18 protein-coding genes, 1 tRNA gene and 1 pseudogene are annotated in these 19,404 nt (G+C 68.7%); 17 read left to right on the top strand and 3 right to left on the bottom strand.

Features of this window, described 5'->3' with window-relative positions; translation table 11 throughout:
• Positions 1-4: 4 nt before the first annotated feature.
• On the bottom strand, positions 5-652 hold the full coding sequence (locus ABTZ43_RS10830) for a LysE family translocator (RefSeq protein ID WP_350538794.1): 648 nt from the start codon (positions 650-652) through the stop codon (positions 5-7).
• 82 nt (positions 653-734) lie between these two features.
• Here ABTZ43_RS10830 and ABTZ43_RS10835 point away from each other — a divergent pair, with 82 nt between their 5' ends.
• The 9 genes from ABTZ43_RS10835 (at position 735) to ABTZ43_RS10875 (ending at position 8,725) form a co-directional block, all read left to right on the top strand.
• Positions 735-2,057, top strand: a complete 1,323-nt coding sequence (locus ABTZ43_RS10835; RefSeq protein ID WP_350538795.1) for a SufS family cysteine desulfurase — start codon at positions 735-737, stop codon at positions 2,055-2,057.
• Positions 2,054-2,488 (top strand): Fe-S cluster assembly sulfur transfer protein SufU, encoded by a 435-nt coding sequence (gene sufU / locus ABTZ43_RS10840; RefSeq protein WP_045254805.1) that lies wholly within the window; start codon positions 2,054-2,056, stop codon positions 2,486-2,488. Before ABTZ43_RS10835 ends, sufU begins: the two co-directional genes overlap by 4 nt.
• Before the next feature lie 23 nt (positions 2,489-2,511).
• Complete coding sequence (locus ABTZ43_RS10845) at positions 2,512-3,450, top strand: GNAT family N-acetyltransferase (RefSeq protein WP_350538796.1); 939 nt, start codon at positions 2,512-2,514, stop codon at positions 3,448-3,450.
• 79 nt (positions 3,451-3,529) lie between these two features.
• Entirely contained in the window at positions 3,530-4,171 is a 642-nt protein-coding gene (locus ABTZ43_RS10850; protein ID WP_350538797.1) for an NADPH-dependent F420 reductase, read from the top strand.
• Between the two features lie 204 nt (positions 4,172-4,375).
• Entirely contained in the window at positions 4,376-4,993 is a 618-nt protein-coding gene (locus ABTZ43_RS10855) for a GntR family transcriptional regulator (protein ID WP_350538798.1), read from the top strand.
• A 90-nt stretch (positions 4,994-5,083) separates the two neighbouring features.
• The gene (locus tag ABTZ43_RS10860; protein ID WP_350538799.1) at positions 5,084-5,293 is read left to right on the top strand and encodes a heavy-metal-associated domain-containing protein; all 210 of its coding nucleotides are present in this window, start codon (positions 5,084-5,086) and stop codon (positions 5,291-5,293) included.
• 1 nt (position 5,294) lies between these two features.
• A complete protein-coding gene (locus tag ABTZ43_RS10865) occupies positions 5,295-7,532 on the top strand; it encodes a heavy metal translocating P-type ATPase (protein WP_350538800.1) in 2,238 nt (745 codons plus the stop codon).
• A gap of 73 nt (positions 7,533-7,605) precedes the next feature.
• The gene (locus ABTZ43_RS10870) at positions 7,606-7,851 is read left to right on the top strand and encodes a hypothetical protein (RefSeq protein WP_149423830.1); all 246 of its coding nucleotides are present in this window, start codon (positions 7,606-7,608) and stop codon (positions 7,849-7,851) included.
• A 10-nt stretch (positions 7,852-7,861) separates the two neighbouring features.
• Complete coding sequence (locus ABTZ43_RS10875; RefSeq protein ID WP_314094048.1) at positions 7,862-8,725, top strand: hypothetical protein; 864 nt, start codon at positions 7,862-7,864, stop codon at positions 8,723-8,725.
• A 5-nt stretch (positions 8,726-8,730) separates the two neighbouring features.
• On the opposite strand, the gene ABTZ43_RS10880 is transcribed toward ABTZ43_RS10875, so the two are convergent.
• Positions 8,731-9,570, bottom strand: a complete 840-nt coding sequence (locus ABTZ43_RS10880) for an SDR family NAD(P)-dependent oxidoreductase (RefSeq protein WP_350538801.1) — start codon at positions 9,568-9,570, stop codon at positions 8,731-8,733.
• Positions 9,571-9,697: 127 nt separating this feature from the next.
• Between ABTZ43_RS10880 and ABTZ43_RS10885 the strand changes: the two genes are divergently transcribed.
• Positions 9,698-10,279, top strand: a complete 582-nt coding sequence (locus tag ABTZ43_RS10885) for an asparagine synthase (protein WP_200946551.1) — start codon at positions 9,698-9,700, stop codon at positions 10,277-10,279.
• A 65-nt stretch (positions 10,280-10,344) separates the two neighbouring features.
• A tRNA-Arg gene (locus ABTZ43_RS10890) sits at positions 10,345-10,417 on the top strand.
• A gap of 104 nt (positions 10,418-10,521) precedes the next feature.
• Here the strand turns inward: ABTZ43_RS10890 and ABTZ43_RS10895 are convergent.
• A complete protein-coding gene (locus tag ABTZ43_RS10895) occupies positions 10,522-11,568 on the bottom strand; it encodes a LacI family DNA-binding transcriptional regulator (RefSeq protein ID WP_350538802.1) in 1,047 nt (348 codons plus the stop codon).
• Between the two features lie 168 nt (positions 11,569-11,736).
• Between ABTZ43_RS10895 and ABTZ43_RS10900 the strand changes: the two genes are divergently transcribed.
• The 6 genes and pseudogenes from ABTZ43_RS10900 to ABTZ43_RS10925 all read left to right on the top strand — a co-directional run.
• Complete coding sequence (locus ABTZ43_RS10900) at positions 11,737-13,062, top strand: ABC transporter substrate-binding protein (RefSeq protein ID WP_350538803.1); 1,326 nt, start codon at positions 11,737-11,739, stop codon at positions 13,060-13,062.
• A 63-nt stretch (positions 13,063-13,125) separates the two neighbouring features.
• The gene (locus ABTZ43_RS10905; protein ID WP_350538804.1) at positions 13,126-14,010 is read left to right on the top strand and encodes a carbohydrate ABC transporter permease; all 885 of its coding nucleotides are present in this window, start codon (positions 13,126-13,128) and stop codon (positions 14,008-14,010) included.
• A 4-nt stretch (positions 14,011-14,014) separates the two neighbouring features.
• Positions 14,015-14,920, top strand: a complete 906-nt coding sequence (locus tag ABTZ43_RS10910; protein ID WP_230108571.1) for a carbohydrate ABC transporter permease — start codon at positions 14,015-14,017, stop codon at positions 14,918-14,920.
• A 1-nt stretch (position 14,921) separates the two neighbouring features.
• A complete protein-coding gene (locus ABTZ43_RS10915) occupies positions 14,922-17,546 on the top strand; it encodes a family 78 glycoside hydrolase catalytic domain (protein ID WP_350538805.1) in 2,625 nt (874 codons plus the stop codon).
• Positions 17,543-18,589 carry a family 43 glycosylhydrolase gene (locus tag ABTZ43_RS10920; protein WP_350538806.1) on the top strand — a complete coding sequence of 349 codons (1,047 nt, stop codon included), beginning with the start codon at positions 17,543-17,545 and terminating at the stop codon, positions 18,587-18,589. The genes ABTZ43_RS10915 and ABTZ43_RS10920 overlap by 4 nt, the downstream gene beginning before the upstream one ends.
• Before the next feature lie 70 nt (positions 18,590-18,659).
• A pseudogene (locus tag ABTZ43_RS10925) lies at positions 18,660-19,404 on the top strand (hypothetical protein); the annotation flags it as partial.

Genomic DNA, 19,404 nt, shown 5'->3' on the forward strand with positions numbered 1-19,404 from the left:
CGGCTCAGACGCTCGCGGGCTTCTCGCTCCACACCAGCAGGAACGCGCCGAGAGCGATCATGAGGCTCCCGCCGGTCGCGCTCATGGCCTCGATGCGTCGCGGTGAGCGGCCGAACCAGTCTCGTGCCGCACTCGCGAGCAGTACCCAGATCGCATCGCAGGCCACTCCGATCGCGACGACGATCGCCCCGAGCACCAGCAGTTGCAGAGGCACCGATCCCGAGTGGAGGTCGACGAACTGCGGCAGGATCGCGAGGAAGAACGCGATCGACTTGGGGTTCGTGGCACCGACGACGAAGCCCTCGCCGAGCAGTCGCAGACCTGAGCGAGTCGGCACCGCCCCCGTCATCGCCTTCGCCGCGTCGGTGCGATGTCTGATCGCCTGGATGCCCAAGAACACGAGGTACCCGGCGCCGAGGACCTTGACGATGGTGAACAGCACGATCGACTGCGCGACCACGGTGCCGACCCCGAGCGCCACGCCGATGACGAGCAGGATCGACCCGACCGCGGTGCCCAGGATGCTCAGGAAGCCGCCGACCCGCCCCAGAGCCATGGCGCGGCCGATCGTGAAGAGCACGGTCGGACCGGGGATCACGACCATGACGAATGCCGCGACGACGAAGGTCACGAGCGTGGCGGCGCTGAACATGCTGCGAGCCTAGGGCAGTTGCGTGCCACTCGCCGGCCGCGATCGTGACCCGTCTCGCCCCGCCGGATGAGAAGCTAGAAGGATGAGCACTTCCCGCGACGTCGACGCGATCAGCCCGCCGAGCGACGGTCCCCTCACGGACGAGGAGGTGCGACGCCTCCGCCAGGACTTCCCGATCCTGCAGACCGAGGTGCACGGGCATCCGCTCGCCTACCTCGACTCCGGGGCGACATCGCAGCGCCCGTTCTCCGTGCTGGATGCCGAACGCGAATTCGCCTCGACCCTCAACGCGGCCGTACACCGCGGCGCGCACACGCTGGCCGCCGAGGCGACGGAGGTCTTCGAGGATGCAAGGGCGACCGTGGCGCGCTTCATCGGCGCAGACGTCGGGGAGCTCGTCTGGACCTCGAATGCCACAGAGGCGCTGAACCTCATCGCGTACTCGCTCTCGAACGCCTCGCTCGGGCGGGGTGGAGCGGCGGCGGAGCCGCTGCGTCTGCGTGAGGGCGACGAGATCGTGACCACCGAGATGGAACATCACGCCAACCTCATCCCGTGGCAGGAGCTCGCCGCGCGCACCGGAGCGACCCTGCGAGTGATCCCGCTCGACGACCACGGGGCGCTGCGGCTCGATGTCGCCGCGGACATCATCTCGGCGCGCACCAGACTCGTCGCCGTCACCCACGTGTCGAACGTGCTGGGGGTGATCAATCCCGTGGCTCAGCTCGTCGCCCTCGCCCGCGAGGTCGGTGCATTCGTGGTGCTCGATGCCTGTCAGTCCGCACCGCATCTGCCGCTCGACGTGCACGCCCTCGACGTCGACTTCGCCGTGATCTCGGGTCACAAGATGCTGGGCCCGACCGGGATCGGTGCGCTCTACGGTCGCCGTGAACTGCTCGAGATCATGCCCCCGTTCCTCACCGGCGGATCCATGATCACCACCGTCACCACCACCGAGGCCTCGTACCTGCCGCCGCCCCAGCGCTTCGAGGCCGGCACGCAGCGGGTGTCCCAGGTCGTCGCGCTGGCCGCCGCGGTCGACTACCTCACCGCGGTGGGGATGCCGCGCATCGCCGCGCACGAGGCAGCGCTCGGCGCCCGCCTCTTCGACGGGCTCACCGCCGTCGACGGGGTGCGGGTGCTCGGCGCCGGCATCGATCTGCCGCGAGTGGGCCTCGCGAGCTTCGACGTCGACGGCATCCACTCGCACGACGTCGGGCAGTTCCTCGACGACCTCGGAATCGCGGTGCGGGTCGGGCATCACTGCGCGCAGCCGTTGCACCGCCGTCTCGGCATCACCTCGTCGACCAGGGCGAGCACGTATCTGTACACCACCGACGCCGAGGTGGATGCCGTCGTCGACGGCGTCCAGGGCGCGATCGACTTCTTCCGGAGGGGCGCATGAGTGATCTGCAGGGCCTGTATCAGGAGCTCATCCTCGACCATTCGCGCACCCCGCACGGGTTCGGGCTCCGCGAGGAGATCGCGGCGCAGTCCCACCAGGTGAACCCGACCTGCGGCGACGAGGTCACCCTGCAGGTGCATCGGGCCGACGACGGCAGCATCGAGGCGCTCGCGTGGGAGGGGCACGGATGCGCCATCTCCCAGGCATCCGCGTCGCTGCTCGCCGAGCTCGCCGAGGGACTCACCGTGCCCGAGCTCGAGGTCCGCATCGCGGCGTTCCGCGAGGCCATGCGCTCGCGCGGCAAGATCGAGCCCGACGAGGAGCTCCTCGGCGACGTGGCAGCCCTGGGCGGTGTCTCGCGGTACGTGGCACGGGTGAAGTGCGCGATGCTCGCCTGGGTCGCCGTCGAAGACGCGCTCCACCGGGCGTGAGCACGCACGGGCAGGATGGAGACATGTCTGTGCGCCTGACTCCGCTCGATGACGCCCGGTTCGACGACTGGCGTGCGGCCACGCGGGAACGCCTGCTCGCCCTCCGCCTGGAGTCGGGGATGTTCGTCGGGGGCGACGCGATCGAGAGGGTCGATGCGTTCCTCGATGAGCTGCTGCCGCACGGGCTCGCCACCGAGACCTCTCTGATCCTCACGATCGACGAGGGCGCGCATCGTCACGGGACGGTGTGGCTCGCCGCCAACAACGGTGTGCTGTTCGTCGTCGATCTCGCGTTCGACTCCGCACCGGATGCGGTCCTGCTCGACCAGGTGCTCGAGCGTCTGAGGGAGCTCGCACGGCGGCAGAGCGTCGACCGGATCAGCATGGCCGTCTACGTCTGCGACGCCGCGAGTCGTGCGTTCGTCAAGGGGCGCGGATTCGAAGTCGCCTCGATCCAGATGCTCCTCGAACCGCTGCCGTCGCGCGATGCGCCCTCGTCTCTGGTGCTGACGCCGATGACGGCAGCTCGCTTCGTCGATTTCGCGGCGAGCTCTGAGGCGGCCTTCGCCGAGGATCTCGCATCCTCCGGCCGCTATTCGGCGGAGGATGCGGCGGTGGAGTCGCACCGGCAGATGCAGCTCGAGCTGCCGGACGGCATCGATTCCGCCGGGCAGGAGCTCTTCATCGCCGAGGTCGAGGGCGAGGAGGTCGGAGTCCTCTGGATCGGCATCCGCCGTCGGGGCGGGCGCCCGCACGCGTTCATCCTCGACATCGAGATCGCGAGCGACCGACGTCGCCGGGGGTACGGGCGCGACGTGATGATCGCGGCCGAGCGCGAGGCGGCGCGGTTCGGCGCCGACTCGATCGGACTCCACGTCTTCGGCTTAAACGACGGGGCGGTCCGGCTGTACGAGAGCCTGGGGTACCGCCGTGTCGAGGAGCGCTTCCTGCTCACGGTCTGAGCGACCGGCGACACGGAGCAGGCGCGGAGACACGCGGTCGCCGCGGGAATAGTGCGCCCGCTGCGACGTTGGGCCGAGCATGACAACTCTCGGAATCATCGGAGCAGGACACATCGGCAGCCAGATCGCGCGCGTCGCCGTGGCCAACGGATACGACGTCGTGATCGCGAATTCCCGCGGACCGGAGACGCTCGCGGATCTCATCGCAGAGCTCGGGCCGAAGGCGAAGGCGGCGACCGCCGCGGACGCCGCCGAGGCGGCGGAGGTGGCCGTCGTGACCGTGCCGCTCGGCGCGATCGATCAGCTGCCCGCCGACCAGCTCGCCGGCAAGATCGTGCTCGACACGAACAACTACTACTTCGAGCGCGACGGTCACATCGAGGCGCTCGACAAGGGCGAGACCACGACCTCCGAGATGCTGCAGCAGAAGCTGCCGACGTCGCGGATCGCGAAGGCGTTCAACCACATCTACTCGGCCGACATCACCACTGACGGAACCCCGGCCGGAACCGAGGGGCGCCGTGCCCTCGCCACCGCGGGCGACGACGCCGACGCCACGGACTTCGTCACGCGCTTCTACGACGAGGCGGGCTTCGACACCGTGAACATCGGCCCGCTGAGCGAGTCCTGGCGCGTCGAGCGCGACCGTCCGGCGTACGTCGTGAAGCAGACCGCCGCGGAGCTCGAGGCGAACCTCGCGAAGGCGAACCGCCTGCCCTGAGCGACGTGCTCCGAGAGGGGGGCGGATGCTGCGGCATCCGGCCCCCTCTCGCGTGCGTGCCCCGGCAGGGTGCCCCGGCCCGGGCGCCCGGCCGGCCCGGCGGCCTCGTGCGCGGGGGCGCCGAACTTGTCGGGTCGGGGCGAGGAATGAGAGGATCCGCGTATGGCGGGGGCGGGGACTGCAGGCGAACTCGAGTCGGTGAGGGTGACGCGCATTCTTCGCGACGACATCATCCTCGGGCGCCGCGCGCCCGGATCGCGGCTCGTCGAGCGCGACATCGCCGCCGAACTCCACGTCTCGCGACTGCCTGTTCGCGAGGCGATCCGCACCCTGGTCAGCGAGGGCGTGGTGGTCGCGCGACCGCGCAGTTGGGCGGTCGTGCGGGAGTTCACCCGCCGGGACATCCAGGACTTCGGCGAGGTCCGCGAAGCGATCGAGACCCTGATCTTCCTCTTCGCCGCCGAGCGTCATACCGACGAGGGCATCGCACGCCTCCGGGCTGCGCTCGACCGGGAGCTGTCGGCGGCCCAGGCGGGAGACACCGAGACCGCCCGCATGGCCGCCGGCGAATTCCACGAGGTGGCGACGGAGCTGGCGGGCAACGAGATGCTCGACGAGCTGATCGGCGTGTTCGTGACCCGACTGCGCTGGCTGTTCGGACAGCACGACGACCTGCTCGCGATGGCCGAGGAGCACCGGGTGATCCTCGAGGCGGTCGCCGCGCGTGACACCGACACGCTGCGGTGGCTGATCCCGCGGCATCTGGCGAGCGGCCAGGCCACCGCCGAGCGCCGCCTCGCCGGTGGGCACTCCGGGATCTGAGATCCCTGCGGGAATACCCCTCGAAGGGGTACTGTTGTCTCTGGATGAATACCCCAGGGGGGTATTCGGAACCGTCGAAGGGATGCAGAGATGACTACGACCGCATACGCCGTGACCGGGATGACCTGCGGCCACTGTGAGCGATCCGTCCGCAGCGAGGTCGCGAAGCTGCCGGGGGTGACCGTGATCGAGGTGAGCGCGGACTCGGGCAGGCTCGTGATCACCGCCGACGCACCGGTCGACGACGCCGCCGTGCTGGCCGCCGTCGACGAGGCCGGGTACACCGCGGCGCGTGCCTGAGATGGCCACCTCGACGGAGCCCGTCTCCTACGACCTCGACATCGGGGGCATGACCTGCGCGTCGTGCGCCGCGCGCGTCGAGAAGCGACTGAACCGCATCGACGGCGTCTCCGCGTCGGTGAACTACGCCACCGAGAAGGCGCACGTCGAGGCCCGTGCCGGAATCGTCGTCGACGACCTCATCTCCGAGGTCGTGCGCACGGGGTACACGGCCGCACTGCCGAGAGAGGTGCAGGCGGATGCGGTCGATCCGGCGTACCGACTGCTGCGCCTGCGGCTGATCGTCTCGATCGCGCTCGCGGTCCCGGTGATCGCGATGGCGATGGCCGAGCCCCTCCAGTTCGCCGGATGGCAGTGGGCGTCGCTGATCCTCGCCACTCCCGTCGTCACCTGGGCGGCCTGGCCGTTCCACCGTGCCGCCCTGCGGAACGCGGCGCACCGCACCGTCACGATGGACACGCTCATCTCGGTCGGCGTCACCGCCGCCTTCGCGTGGTCGCTGTACGCCCTCTTCTTCGGCACCGCGGGCATGTGGGGCATGACGCACCCGTTCCGGTTCATCGAACGCGGCGACGGCCTGGGGAGCATCTACCTCGAAGTCGCCGCCGGCGTGACGATGTTCCTGCTGCTCGGGCGCTTTCTCGAGCAGCGGTCCAAGCGTCGGGCGGGCGCGGCACTGCGCGCGCTCGGCGAGCTCGGCGCGAAGGACGTCGCGGTCGTGCGCGGAGGTCGCGAAGAGCGGATGCCGCTCGCCGACCTCGCGGTGGGCGACGTGTTCATCGTGCGGCCCGGCGAGAAGATCGCGACCGACGGCGTCGTGCTCGAGGGGGCGTCCGCGGTGGACGCCTCGATGCTCACGGGCGAGTCCGTGCCGGTCGAGGTGCACCCGGGCGACGCCGTCACCGGTGCCACCGTGAACATCGGCGGTCGACTGCGGGTCACGGCGACGCGCATCGGCGGCGACACCCAGCTCGCCCGCATCGCACGCCTCGTGGAGGAGGCGCAGTCGGGCAAGGCCGAGGCACAGCGGATCGCCGACCGGCTGTCGGCGATCTTCGTGCCGATCGTGTTCGCGATCTCGGCGGTGACCCTCGTCACCTGGCTGCTCGTCGGAGGCGGCACGGCGGCCGCTTTCACAGCGGCGGTGGCCGTGCTGATCATCGCCTGCCCGTGTGCGCTCGGCCTCGCAACCCCGATGGCACTGCTCGTGGGGACGGGGCGGGGCGCTCAGCTCGGACTGCTCATCAAGGGACCGGAGGTTCTCGAGTCGACCCGTCGCGTCGACACCATCGTGCTCGACAAGACCGGCACGGTCACCACCGGACGCATGACGCTCCTCGAGGTCATCCCCGCGTCGGGAGAGGACGAGGCCGAGGTGCTGCGCCTCACGGCCGCGGTGGAGGAGGCATCGGAGCATCCGATCGCGCAGGCGATCGTGCGCGGCGCGACCGAGCGACTCGGCGCTCTGCCGGCGGTCGAGTCCTTCCAGAACGTGCAGGGCCGCGGCGTCACCGGTGTCGTCGATGCGCGAGCAGTGGTCGCCGGACGGCCCTCTCTGCTCGCCGACTGGGGGCTGCAGCTCGACCCCTCCCTCGCCGCCGCGTTCGACGCCGCCGAGGAGAGCGCGCGGACGGCGGTCGCCGTGGCGTGGGACGGACGGGTGCGCGGCGTGCTGATCGTCGCGGATCAGGTCAGGCCGTCGAGCGCAGACGCGATCGCCGCGCTGCGACAGCTCGGACTGCGACCGGTGCTGCTCACGGGAGACAACGAGCGCACCGCGCGGCGCGTCGCCGCCGCGGTCGGCATCGACGAGGTGCGCGCCGGAGTGCTGCCCGAGCAGAAGGTGGCCGAGATCGTGGCCCTGCAGCAGCAGGGGCGCAGCGTGGCGATGGTGGGCGACGGTGTCAACGACGCCGCGGCGCTCGCACAGTCCGACCTCGGGATCGCGATGGGCACCGGAACCGATGCGGCCATCGAGGCCTCGGACCTGACCCTCGTGCGGGCCGACCTGTGGGGCGCCGTGGATGCGATCCGGCTGGCGCGGCGCACGCTGGGGACCATTCGCGGCAACCTGTTCTGGGCGCTGGCCTACAACGTTGCGGCGATACCGCTCGCGGCCCTCGGACTGCTCAACCCGATGCTCGCAGGGGCGGCGATGGCGTTCTCCAGTGTGTTCGTGGTGCTGAACAGCCTGCGACTTCGCCGCTTCCGCGGGGCGGTGTCGCCCGCCGCGCGCTAGCTGGCCGCTCGAGCCGGAGATATATTGGCTCTACGGAATCGTTCCGGATGGTCATCTTCTCCTGGGGAGCGATATGAGGGGCGTCGCGGTGGTCGCCGGTGGTCTGCTGCTCATCGGGGGATGCGTGCTCGTCGTGGTCGCGGATCAGCAGCGGGTCGACGCACTCGACGAGGCGAAGGCTGCGGTGGTGCGTGCCGAGCAGTCGCTCGAGGCCACACGTGACGGGAACTATCGATACGCCGAGCAGCTGACGGCGCTGCGCACCGCGCTCGCCGCCCAGGAGACGCTGCTGTCCGACACCACCGGGTTCCTCCCGTGACGGGCACGCCGTGATCCGGCGCATCTTCTCGGTCACCATGGTCGCGACCCTGCTGCTGGCCGCGGGGGTCGTGAGTCGCGCCGTGGCGCTCGACGCCGACCGCGCCGCCGTGATCGACGAGCTGCGCACGCTCGTGCAGTCCGAGCAGTCGGCGCAGATGCGCACCGACCGCCTCACCGGACTGATCGAGATCACGGAGGGGGAGATCGCCGATCGTGCGGCCGTCCTCGATGTGCGGTCCGCGTTCGTGGCCGAGCTGGCGGGTCTGCAGACGGCGCTGACGTCGGCCGAGGGCAAGGTCGACACCGCGGCGCATCGGGCGGCGGTGCAGTCCGCTCAGCAGGCCGTGCTCGCCGAGCGCAAGGACCCCGCGGTGGTCGTCGCCGCGACGGCGACGGTGCATGCCCTGATCGACAAGGTCGGCCAGGACGTCTCGGTCTGGGAGGCCGCGCAGTACGCGGCGCCCGGGGGACCTGCCTGGTCGTCGAGCGGACCCGACGGCTACGCGCGGGTGCGCGCCGCCCTCGACACGGTGGGCGGAGGCGGGGTGGGGCTGTACGAGTCGGCCTCGTGCGCCGGGGGATCGGCCGCCGCCTGTGCGAACAGCAACGGGTACATCAAGTACCGCGCGGACATCGCCCAGTGGAGCACCGAGCGACTGAACTGGGCGATGGCGCACGAGCTCGCGCACATCTACCAGTTCCGCGTGTGGGGTGCGCTCACCGCCTCGGACACGTATCAGTCGATGTTCGGCGGCGACCCGGAGTTCCTCGCGAACTGCATGGCGGTGGTGCGCGGGTATCCGGGCTCCGTCGGCTGCGACGGCGATCAGCAGGCCTGGGCCTCAGGGATCTGGGTCGGCGCCGTGCGCTGAGCCCGTCAGTCGATCGGGGTCGTCGTGTCGACGGCGTCGCGCAGGGGGCGTCGCATCACTCGCCAGTAGGCGGCAGGAGCGAGCCGCACCAGGACGTCGACGAGGCGGGCCTCCCGGCCCACCATCGTGCGCGCACGACGGCGCATCGTCGCCCGGACGATCGCGGCCGCCGCGTCCGCGGGCTCGGTGTGGTACATCGCCGCCTGCGCCTCCGCCGCCCGTGCGGCCACGGCGGGATCGATCGCCGCGGCGTAGCGACCGTGCAGGATGATGCCGGTGCGGACTCCGGCCGGGTACACCGCCCCCACCGTCACCGTCGTCCCCTCGAGCTCGTGCCGCAGCGCCTCGGAGAAGCCCCGCACCGCGTACTTGCTCAGCGCATAGGGGATGCGTCCGGCGGGCGCGGCGAGCGCGTAGATGCTCGCGAGGTGGGTGATGTGCGCGGCGGGAGACGCGCGCAGCGAGGGCAGCAGCGCTTTGGTGATCGACACGGTGCCCCAGAGGTTGACGTCGGCGAGCCAGCGCATCTCCTCCATCGTGAGCTGATCGAGCGTGCCGAGCATCGACGATCCCGCGCACGTGATCAGGGCGGAGATCCGAGGATGCGCGGCGGAGATGTCGGCGGCGGCGGCGAACACGGCGTCGTCGTCGCGCAGGTCGACCACGTGTGCGGTGACGGTGGTCGGGGGGAGGGCCACGACCACCGTCGCGAGCGCGTCGGCGTCGTGGTCGATCAGAGCGAGGTGCACGCCGTCGGCGGCGAGGATCCGCGCGATCTGCGCGCCCATCCCGTTCGCGGCTCCGGTGACGACCGTCGTGCTCCCGGCGAGGGCGAGACGCTTCACTGCACTCCTCCCGACGGGGATCGAGGGTGACGTTCGGCGCCGGACAGGAGGCGACGGCGTGATCCCGATCCATTCTGGCCGAGTGCGCGACGAAGCGATACGGGTATTCTCAATGGAGGAGGTCGGGGTGGGAAGAACTGCGGATGCCGTCGCCGAAGGCGTTGCGATCGCGACCGCCGCCGCGCGCCTCGCCGTGAAGAATCACATCCTCATCGGCACGATCGCCGAGAACGGGGTGTTCGACACCGACCGGTACGTCGCCGACGCGCGGGAGGCGCTGCGGGCGATGGCCGAGGAGTCGGAGGAGATCGAGCGCAACCTGACCCAGCTGCGCAAGCGCGCCAGGGGCCGTCACTCCGATCCGTCGGGCACCCACGACTACCGCGACCGCGATGTGCGCAACCTGCGCCGCCGGGCCAAGCAGTCGCACGGTGTCGCCGCGAAGCTGCGCGACGTGATGGAAGACGACGCGGCGCTGCGCGTGATCGTCGAGGAGGCCCGCGAGGGCGCCTGGGCCGATGTGCGCCACAACCTCGATCGGCGCCTGCGCGTCGAGGGGATGCGGCCCGATCAGGATCCCGACTACGACCGGATGCGCGAGGCCAGAATGCAGGCTCTGCGGCTGGTCGACCTGCAGGCGCTGTCGTCGCTGCAGCGCGCGAAGGCCAAGCGGAAGACGAAGCAGAAGGTCGGCGCGGACGAGGACTGACCCTCGTTTCGCTTTCGCGCCGCGTCTGTTGTAGGCTGTTCTACGGCCCGCTGAGCGGTCCAGGAGCGCCCGTAGCTCAATGGATAGAGCATCTGACTACGGATCAGAAGGTTAGGGGTTCGAGTCCCTTCGGGCGCACATCAGGTGAGATCCCCGTCGCGAGAGCGGCGGGGATCTCTCGTTTCCGGGGCCGCTGCGGGGCGTCGCCGCACGGGTGATGCACGCGGCGTGCGGCGCTCGAGTCAGTCCCTGCGCCACATCTCGCCGAGGGTGGAGGCGCGCGGCAGCAACCGCGGTTCGAGCGTCACGCTGCGTGCGGGTGCCCCCGGGTCGGCGATGCGCTCCAGCAGCAGGTCGGCCGCGACAGCGCCCATCTCTTCGCCCGGCTGGCTGACCGTGCTGATCGGGATCGCGCTCTCGGATGCGAAGTGGTTGTTGTCGTATCCGGTGATGGCGATGTCGCCGGGCACCGAGAATCCGGGAACCTCGTTGAGGATCTGGATGAGTCCGATCGCCACGAGGTCGGATGCGGCGACGATGCCATCGTAGGTGCCGGCACCGCGGGCGAGGATCTGCCTTCCGGCATCCCGCCCGTGGCGGATGTTCACTCCGCGCGTCTCGAGGATGTCGATACGCGCGTCGGGGTGGACGGTCGTGGCCTGCTCGGCTCCCTCCCACCGCTGGTTCACCGCGGTGAGGAAGCGCGGTCCTCCGACGAACAGCAGTCGTCTGCGGCCGAGCGTTATCAGGTGCGAGGCCGCCAGTGCTCCGCCATGCCGCTCGTCCACGGTCACCCCGGGGTACGCGAGGGAGGGGGACTCGAAGTTCGCGAGCACCGTCGGCGTCGTGCGGTTGTCCGGGTGCGGCGACTTCGCGAGGACGGTGTCGAGCGGGGCGAGGATGATGCCGGCGACACGTGAGCGGTCGAGCAGCTCGAGATTGTGCACCTCGCGATCGGGGTCGACGTCGGAGTTGACGATCAGCACGTCCATCTTGTGGCGTCGGAGCGCACGCTCGGCGCCGCGGGCGATGTCGACGAAGAACGAGTTGCCGAGGTCGGCGAGTACCAGGCCGACCGAGGTGCTGTTGCCGGCGGCGAGCGAGCGCGCGGCGTCGTTGCGCACGAAGCCGAGCTCGGCGATGGATGCGAGCACCTTGCGCCGCGTGGCCTCGCGCACCTTCTCGGGGTTGTTCAGCGTGTTCGAGACCGTGCCGAGTGCGACTCCTGCGTGGGCCGCGACGTCGGTCATGCTGGGCTTCGCGCGCGCGGGTGGGGGAGTGTCGGTCACTTCGTCCTCCTCGGCATCCTCGCCATGACCTGATCCTTCAACTCTAGGGCATGCGTGATCGTGAAGCGCTTCATTTCTGCTTCGTAACGGTCTTGACATGCTCTTTTTTTATATGGCATGGTGTGAATGAAGCGCTTCAAAAGAGGCGTCGCTCTTCAAGGAGGAACAGTGACCACAGCAACGAGGCGCGCCCGTCGCCTTGCCCCCGCAATCGCGCTCATCGGTGTCGGTGCTCTCGCGCTCTCGGCCTGCTCAGGAGGCTCCGGAGGATCCGGATCCGGGTCTGGCGCCGGAGACGGCGAGTTCAGCTATCTCGGCCAGACCGAGAACACCACGATCATCACGACGCTGGAGACTCTCGCGGGTGACCAGTGCAAGGCCGCGGCCGACGCCGCACCGCTGACATCCGACGACATCTCGGGTACGCAGTGGGATCAGCAGCTGCAGCTGCTCGCCAGCCAGGACGGTCTCTCCGACATGCAGATGGCCGCCGGCACGCCGGCGCTCATGTCGGAGTTCATCGACGGCGGCAAGGTGCTCGACCTCTCCACGGCGCTCGACGACCTCGGCGTCTCCGACCGTCTGGTCCCTGCTGCCGAGTCGACCGTCAAGGCGCTGTACGGAGACGGGGCGCTCTACGCTCTGCCGACGGAGTTCAACATCGAGGGATTCTGGTACAACAAGGAACTGCTCGCCGACAACGGCGTCGAGGTGCCCGAGACGTGGGATGACCTCGTCGACGCCGCCTCCACCCTGAAGGACGCCGGCGTGCAGCCGTTCGCGACCGCAGGCAAGGACGGCTGGCCGGTCACGCGCCTGGTGGGCGACTACATCTTCCGCACCCTCGGCGCCGACGCCCTGCAGAAGGTGGCCGACGGCGACGCGAAGCTGACCGACCCCGAGTACGTCGCCGCGGCCGACGCGGTCGCGGAGCTCGGCACCGCCGGATACTTCGGCGATGCCGTCGGCTCGATCGACTACAACGCCTCGATGAACCTGTTCCTCACCGGCAAAGCCGCCTTCTACTACATGGGCAGCTGGGCGCTGGCGAACTTCAACGACGAGGAGCAGAACCAGATCGGGGTCGACAACGTCGGCTTCGCCCGGTTCCCTGCGGTCGAGGGAGGGAAGGGGAGCATCGACGAGGTCCCCGCGAACGTCGGCATCCCGGTGATGTTCGCCGAGAAGAACTACGACGACGAGTCCGCCGCCTGGCTGAAGTGCATCGCCGAGGGCTACGGCGACACCGCGCTGAACGACAGCGGCGTCGTGTCGGGCTTCGTGGTCGACAACCCGCCCACGGACCTTCCTTCGACGACGCAGGCCGTGCAGGAGGAGATCGCCAACGCTCCCTCCAGCGTCCTGTGGTTCGAGGCGCTCTTCACGCCGAAGGCCACCGGCATCAGCCAGAACAACGGTGCGGGCCTCGCCAACGGCAGCCTCTCCGGTGAAGAGTTCATGAAGCTCGTCCAGGCAGCCAACGACGAAGGCTGACCCACTCCCGGGGCGGGCATCCGCTCGCCCCGGGACCGTCGTCGTCGCATCAGGAGATCCACCATGCACAAAGTCCTCGGTGACAAGCGCGCCATCTTCGTCCTCCTCGGACCCGCGCTGCTCGTCTACTCGCTCGTCATGCTCGTCCCGATCGTGTGGTCGCTGTTCTACACGGTGCAGGACGGCAACCCCATCACCGGCTTCACCTTCAACGGGTTCGCCAACTTCGCGAAGTTCTTCCAGGACCCGGCCGCGTGGAACGCGATCTTCTTCACGCTGAAGTACGCCCTCATCCTCACGGCACTACAGGTGATCGTGGGGTACCTGCTCTCTCTGATGTACGTCTTCTGGCTCCGCAAGGGGTCGGGCATCATCCGCACGATCGTGTTCTTCCCCGTCGTCCTGCCGACGGTGGCGGTCGCGCTGCTGTTCCAGCGCCTGTTCGAGGCGGCGCCGACGGTCGGCCCGGTGAACTCGTTCCTCGGCATCCTCGGAGGACAGAACCTCGATTGGTTCGGCACCCCTGATGCCTCCTTCTGGGTCATCATCGCGATGGACCTCTGGCGCTCGATGGGCTTCTACGCCGTGCTTCTCTATGCGGGACTCGTCGACATCCCCGATGAGCTCATCGAGTCGGCACGCATCGACGGCGCCTCCGGCTGGAAGCTCATCCGCACGATCGTGCTGCCCTTGTCGCTTCCGGTACTGCTGTCGTCGATCATCTTCAGCATCAATGGCACACTCAAGGTCTTCGACACCGTCGTGGCATTGACCAACGGCGGGCCCGGCAATGCCACCACACCGCTGACGCTGTACATGTTCCGCACGTCGTTCGCCTACGGCGACTACGGGTACGGCAGCACGATCGCGCTCATGCTGACGATCCTGTGCCTGCTGTTCACGGTCTTCATCTTCCGCTCCACCCGCCGCGACCTGACGAAGGACTGAACCAGTGAGCGCAACCACCACCATCGTCACGGGCACCCCGCTGCCCACCCGACGCGACGTCGACCCGAACAGACGGGGCGCGCGCGACTTCCTCCGCAGGCTTCCGATCCGGCTGCTGATCGCCGTGCTCCTCATCGTCGAGGTCTACCCGATCCTCTGGATGCTGCTCGGGTCGTTCAAGACCCAGAGCGAGTTCCTCAACGAGCCGTTCTGGGCGCTGCCGCAATCGTGGGACATCGTCAACTACATCGACGTCTTCACCACCGGCGAGTTCGGCAAGTACATCGTCAACAGCGTGATCGCGGTGTTCCCGTCGCTCGCGATCATCCTGGTGTTCGGCACCGCCGCGGGCTTCGCTCTCGAGGTCATGGTCTGGAAGGGCAGAGGCACCGTCCTGCTGCTCTTCCTCGCCGGCATCATGGTGCCGGCGCAGATGATCCTGCTGCCGCTGTTCACGATCTACTTCCGCACGAACATGACCGGCACCCTGTGGCCGCTCATCATCACCTATGTCGCGCTGGGCATGCCGTTGACCGTGTTCATGATGGCGACGTTCTTCCGCTCCGTGCCTCGGGAGATCTTCGAGGCGTCGACTCTCGACGGCGCGTCGATCTTCCGTTCGTTCTTCTCGATCGGGCTTCCGCTGGTCAAGAACGCCCTCTTCACGATCGGCCTCGTGCAGTTCTTCTTCCTCTGGAACGACCTGCTCATCGCGCTGACCTTCACCAACAGCAGCGACCTGCGCACGATCCAGGTCGGGTTGCTCAACTTCACCGGAGAGTACGGGGCGGTCCAGTACGGGCCGACCTTCGCCGCGATCTCGGTCAACGTACTCGGAACGCTGCTCATCTACGTGTTCCTCAACCAGCAGGTCATGAAGGGCCTGACCGCAGGATCGGTGAAGGGCTGACATGACGAACATCATCGAGATCTGGCTGGAGAACCGTCGCGATGGCACGACCATCGGCATCGGCGAGGCCGAGCCTCGGATCTCCTTCGTGGCGGATGCCGTCGCATCCGCGTTCGAGGCCGAGTTCACCGCGGACGACGGCACGACGCGGATCGAGCGGATCGTGACGACCCAGCATGTGCCGTGGCCGTTCGCTCCGCTCGCCCCACGCGCGGGGGGAGAACTGCGTATCCGTGCTGTCGGCTCCGAGATCTGGAGCGAGCCGATGAGGATCGAGGCCGGGCTCGGCGACGACTGGCGCGTCGACTTCGTGTCGCCGTCGGTCGCGGCCGGACGCGATGCACCCCGCCCCGCCTACCTGCTGCGAGCGGTCGTCGACGAGGGGACTCTGCCCGAGGGCATCGTCCGTGCCCGGATCCATTCGACCGCGCACGGCGTGTACGAGCTCGAGGTCAACGGCGGACGCATCGGCGACGACGTGCTGGCGCCGGGATGGACGAGCTACACCCACCGCCTGCGCTATCAGACGCACGACGTGACCGCCGCGTTGCGAAAAGGCGAGAACGTCGTCGGAGCGTGGCTCGCCGACGGCTGGTACCGAGGGCACATCGGTTTCGACGGCGGAGTCTGGGACATCTACGGCGCGGATGTCGCACTGCTCGCCCAGTTCGAGGTCACCACGGCCGACGGTGCGACGCATCACGTGCCCCTCGAGTGGACCACGGCGCCGTCGCCGATCACCGAGGTGGGGCTGTACGAGGGCGAGACCTTCGATGCGCGGCTCGCCCAGATCGGCTGGTCCGCCGCCGGTTTCGACGCGTCCGGCTGGACTCCGGCGGCCACGCTGCGCCGAACCGACTTCCCGGCCGAGATCGAGCCGCCCACCGCGCTGCCCGTGCAGGAGACCCAGGTGCTGAGACCGGTGTCGATCACTCGACAGCAGAGTGGTCGCATCCGTCTCGACTTCGGCCAGAACATCTCCGGCGTGCTGCGCATCAGGCTTCGCGCGGATGCCGGACATACGGTGACGCTGCATCATGCCGAGGTGATCGAGAACGGAGAGCTCGGCATCCGACCTCTTCGCGCGGCGACGTCGGTCGACACCTACACGGCCGCGGGGAACGGCGAGGAGATCTACACGCCTCGGTTCACGATCCACGGCTTCCAGTACGCCGAGCTCGAGAACTGGCCGGGCGAGCTGCACGAGGGCGACGTGGAGGCGGTGGTGATCCATACCGGGATGCGTCGCACGGGGTGGTTCGAGTCGTCGAACGACGGACTGGACCGCCTGCACTCCAACGTGGTCTGGAGCATGCGCGACAACTTCGTCGATCTGCCCACCGATTGCCCGCAGCGCGACGAGCGCGTGGGCTGGACGGGCGACATCCAGGTGTTCGCACCGACCGCGCTTCGCCTGTTCGCCGCGCATGGCACGCTCACCGGATGGCTGCGCGATCTCGCGTTCGAGCAGGCCGACCAGGGCCACGTGCCCAACTTCGTGCCCTGGGTGGAGTGCGGCTTCCCGAATTTCCCCACGGCGGCCTGGGGTGACGCGGCAGTGATCGTCCCGTGGGAGATGTACCGCAACGACGGCGATCTGCGGATCCTCGCCGATCAGTACGCGAGCATGCGGGCCTGGGTCGACCTGGTCGACGGCCTCACCGGCCACACCGGTCTGTGGAACAGCGGATTCCAGCTGGGGGACTGGCTCGACCCGACCGCGCCACCCGAGGACCCGGGTAAGTCGCACACCGACAAGTACCTCGTGGCGACTGCGTATCACGTGCGGACGGCGCGCATCGTGGCCGATGCCGCGATGCTTCTCGGACAGGAGGCGGATGCCGCGCGCTACCGCTCGATCGCCGAGCGTGCGGTGCGTGCGTTCCAGGACGAGTTCCTCAGCGACAGCGGCCGCGTGGTCAGCGACACCCCGACCTCGCTCGCCGTCGCGCTGGTGTTCGAGCTCTTCGAGAACGAGGAGCAGGTGCGGCGCGCCGGCGCTCGCCTTCAGGAACTCGTCGGAGCGGGCGGATTCCACATCTCGACGGGGTTCGTCGGGACGCCGATCATCTGCGACGCTCTGGTGCGCGCCGGCAGCATGGACTACGCGTACCACCTGCTGCTGCAGGACGAACTGCCGTCGTGGCTGTATCCGGTGAGCATGGGGGCGACGACGATCTGGGAGCGGTGGGACAGCATGCTCCCCGACGGCTCGATCAACCCCGGCGACATGACGTCCTTCAACCACTACGCGCTCGGCGCCGTCGCGGACTTCCTGCACCGTGCCGTCGCAGGTCTCGCTGCCGACGCGCCGGGGTGGGAGCGCATCCGCTTCGAGCCGCGGCCGGGCGGCGGCCTCACCCGGGCCAGCGCGCGGTACGACAGCGTCCGCGGCTCCGCCGCGATCTCGTGGGAGCGCGACGGGGAGTCGATGTCGATCTCGCTCGAGGTGCCCGCGGCATCCACCGGCTTCCTCGTGCTGCCGGGCTCGACGGAGCAGATTCCCGTCGGTCCGGGTCTGCACTCGTTCACCACCACCTTCCGCTCTGTCGACGACGACCCTGAACGTCCGTTCTTCGGCTGGCGCCGACCCGAGCCCGTTCTCGAGAACGAAGGAGCAGCATGATTCAGCAGCGGATCCGGCCGGGACACGTGTGGCTCGACACCGAGGGCGAGCGCATCCACGCGCACGGCGGCTCCGTGCTCACCGTCGACGGTGTGCACTACTGGTACGGCGAGAACAAGGAGTTCTCCACCCCCGGGAGCGGCATCTGGCACTGGGGGGTGCGATGCTACTCATCGACCGACCTCATCAACTGGGACGACCGCGGTGTCATCATCCCGCCGGACGAAGATGACGAGTCCTCACCGTTGCATCCGGGCCAGGGTCTCGATCGACCGCACATCATCTTCAACGCAGAGACCGGCAAGTTCGTCTGCTGGGTGAAGGTGATGACCAAGGGATCGGTGCAGCGATCGACGGTGCTCACCGCCGACAGCATCCTCGGTCCCTACGAGATCCAGCGCACCTGGCTGCGGCCGCTCGACATGAGCGCCGGCGACTTCGATCTGGTCGTCGACCCGCACGACGGCAAGGGGTACTACTACTTCGAACGGGTGCACTCCGAGATGATCTGCGCCGATCTCACCAGTGACTACACCGACGTCACGGGGTACTACTCGACGCATTTCCCGCAGTCGCAGCCGCCGTTCGTGCGCGAGGCTCCTGCCCACTTCCAGCGCGGCGGACTGCACTACCTGCTGACTTCGGGCACCACGGGGTACTACCCGAACCCGTCGGAGTCGGCCGTCTCACGCGGCTATCACGGCCCGTTCGAGGTGCTCGGAGATCTGCACCCGGACGACGAGTCGCGCACGTCTTTCCACTCCCAGATCTCGTCGGTGTTCCGGCATCCGGGAAAGAAGGACCTCTACATCGCGATCGCCGACCGTTGGCTCCCGCGCTACCTGGAACACGGCGATCGTGCACGGCAGGCCTTCATCGAGCACTTCGCACCGGGCAAGGACGGCGACGAGCCGATGGAGGAGTTCGCCTACGTCGACACCTCGATCGCCGACTACGTCTGGCTGCCGATCCGCTTCGAAGACGGCCGCCCGATCATCGACTGGCGAGAGGAGTGGTCGCCCGACGAGTACGAGGACGCCTGACCCGGCGATTCCACGACGTAAAGGGGGCGCGAGCCCGCGCCCGAGATTCACACTCAACGAGGAGAAATGAATGCACCTTCGACGACCCCTCCGACTCGGCGCCACACTGTGCGTCGGGTCCCTGCTCGTGAGCGGACTGATCGCCACCGGCTCTGCGGCATCAGCCGACGAGAGCGGCGGAGACCCGGATTTCGGTCCGAACGTCCACATCATCGACCCCGCCGATGATCCAGCGCAGACACAGGCGCTGTTCGACTCACTCTTCGACGAGCTGGGGACGGCCGAGTTCACCGATCAGCGCGCAGCAGTGCTGTTCAAGCCTGGTGAGTACTCCGTCGACGCGCAGCTCGGCTATTACACCTCGGTCGCCGGGCTCGGACTGCTTCCCGACGACGTCGGCATAGAGGGGCAGGTACGCGTCGAAGGCCGCGTGTGGGATCCTGCGCAGCCATGGGTCGACGATGCGCTGACCAACTTCTGGCGCTCGCTCGAGAACGTGTCGATCACCCCCTCCGGCGGAGCCGCGAGATGGGCGGTCTCGCAGGCCGCCCCGATGCGACGAGTGCACATCCAGGGCGATCTGCAGCTGCACCCACAGTTCTGGGGCTTCTCCAGCGGCGGATTCCTCGCGGACTCGGTGATCGATGGCGAGGCGGGGTCGGGCCCCCAGCAGCAGTGGTACACCCGCAACAGCGAGGTGGGATCCTGGGCCGGGTCCGTGTGGAACCAGGCGTTCACCGGCGTCGAGGGTGCTCCGGCGACCTCCTTCCCTTCGCCCGCCTACACGACGGTCGACACGACGGCGGTGAGCCGCG

The organism is Microbacterium sp. NPDC097977 (genome assembly GCF_040302605.1).
Taxonomy (GTDB): Bacteria; Actinomycetota; Actinomycetes; order Actinomycetales; family Microbacteriaceae; genus Microbacterium.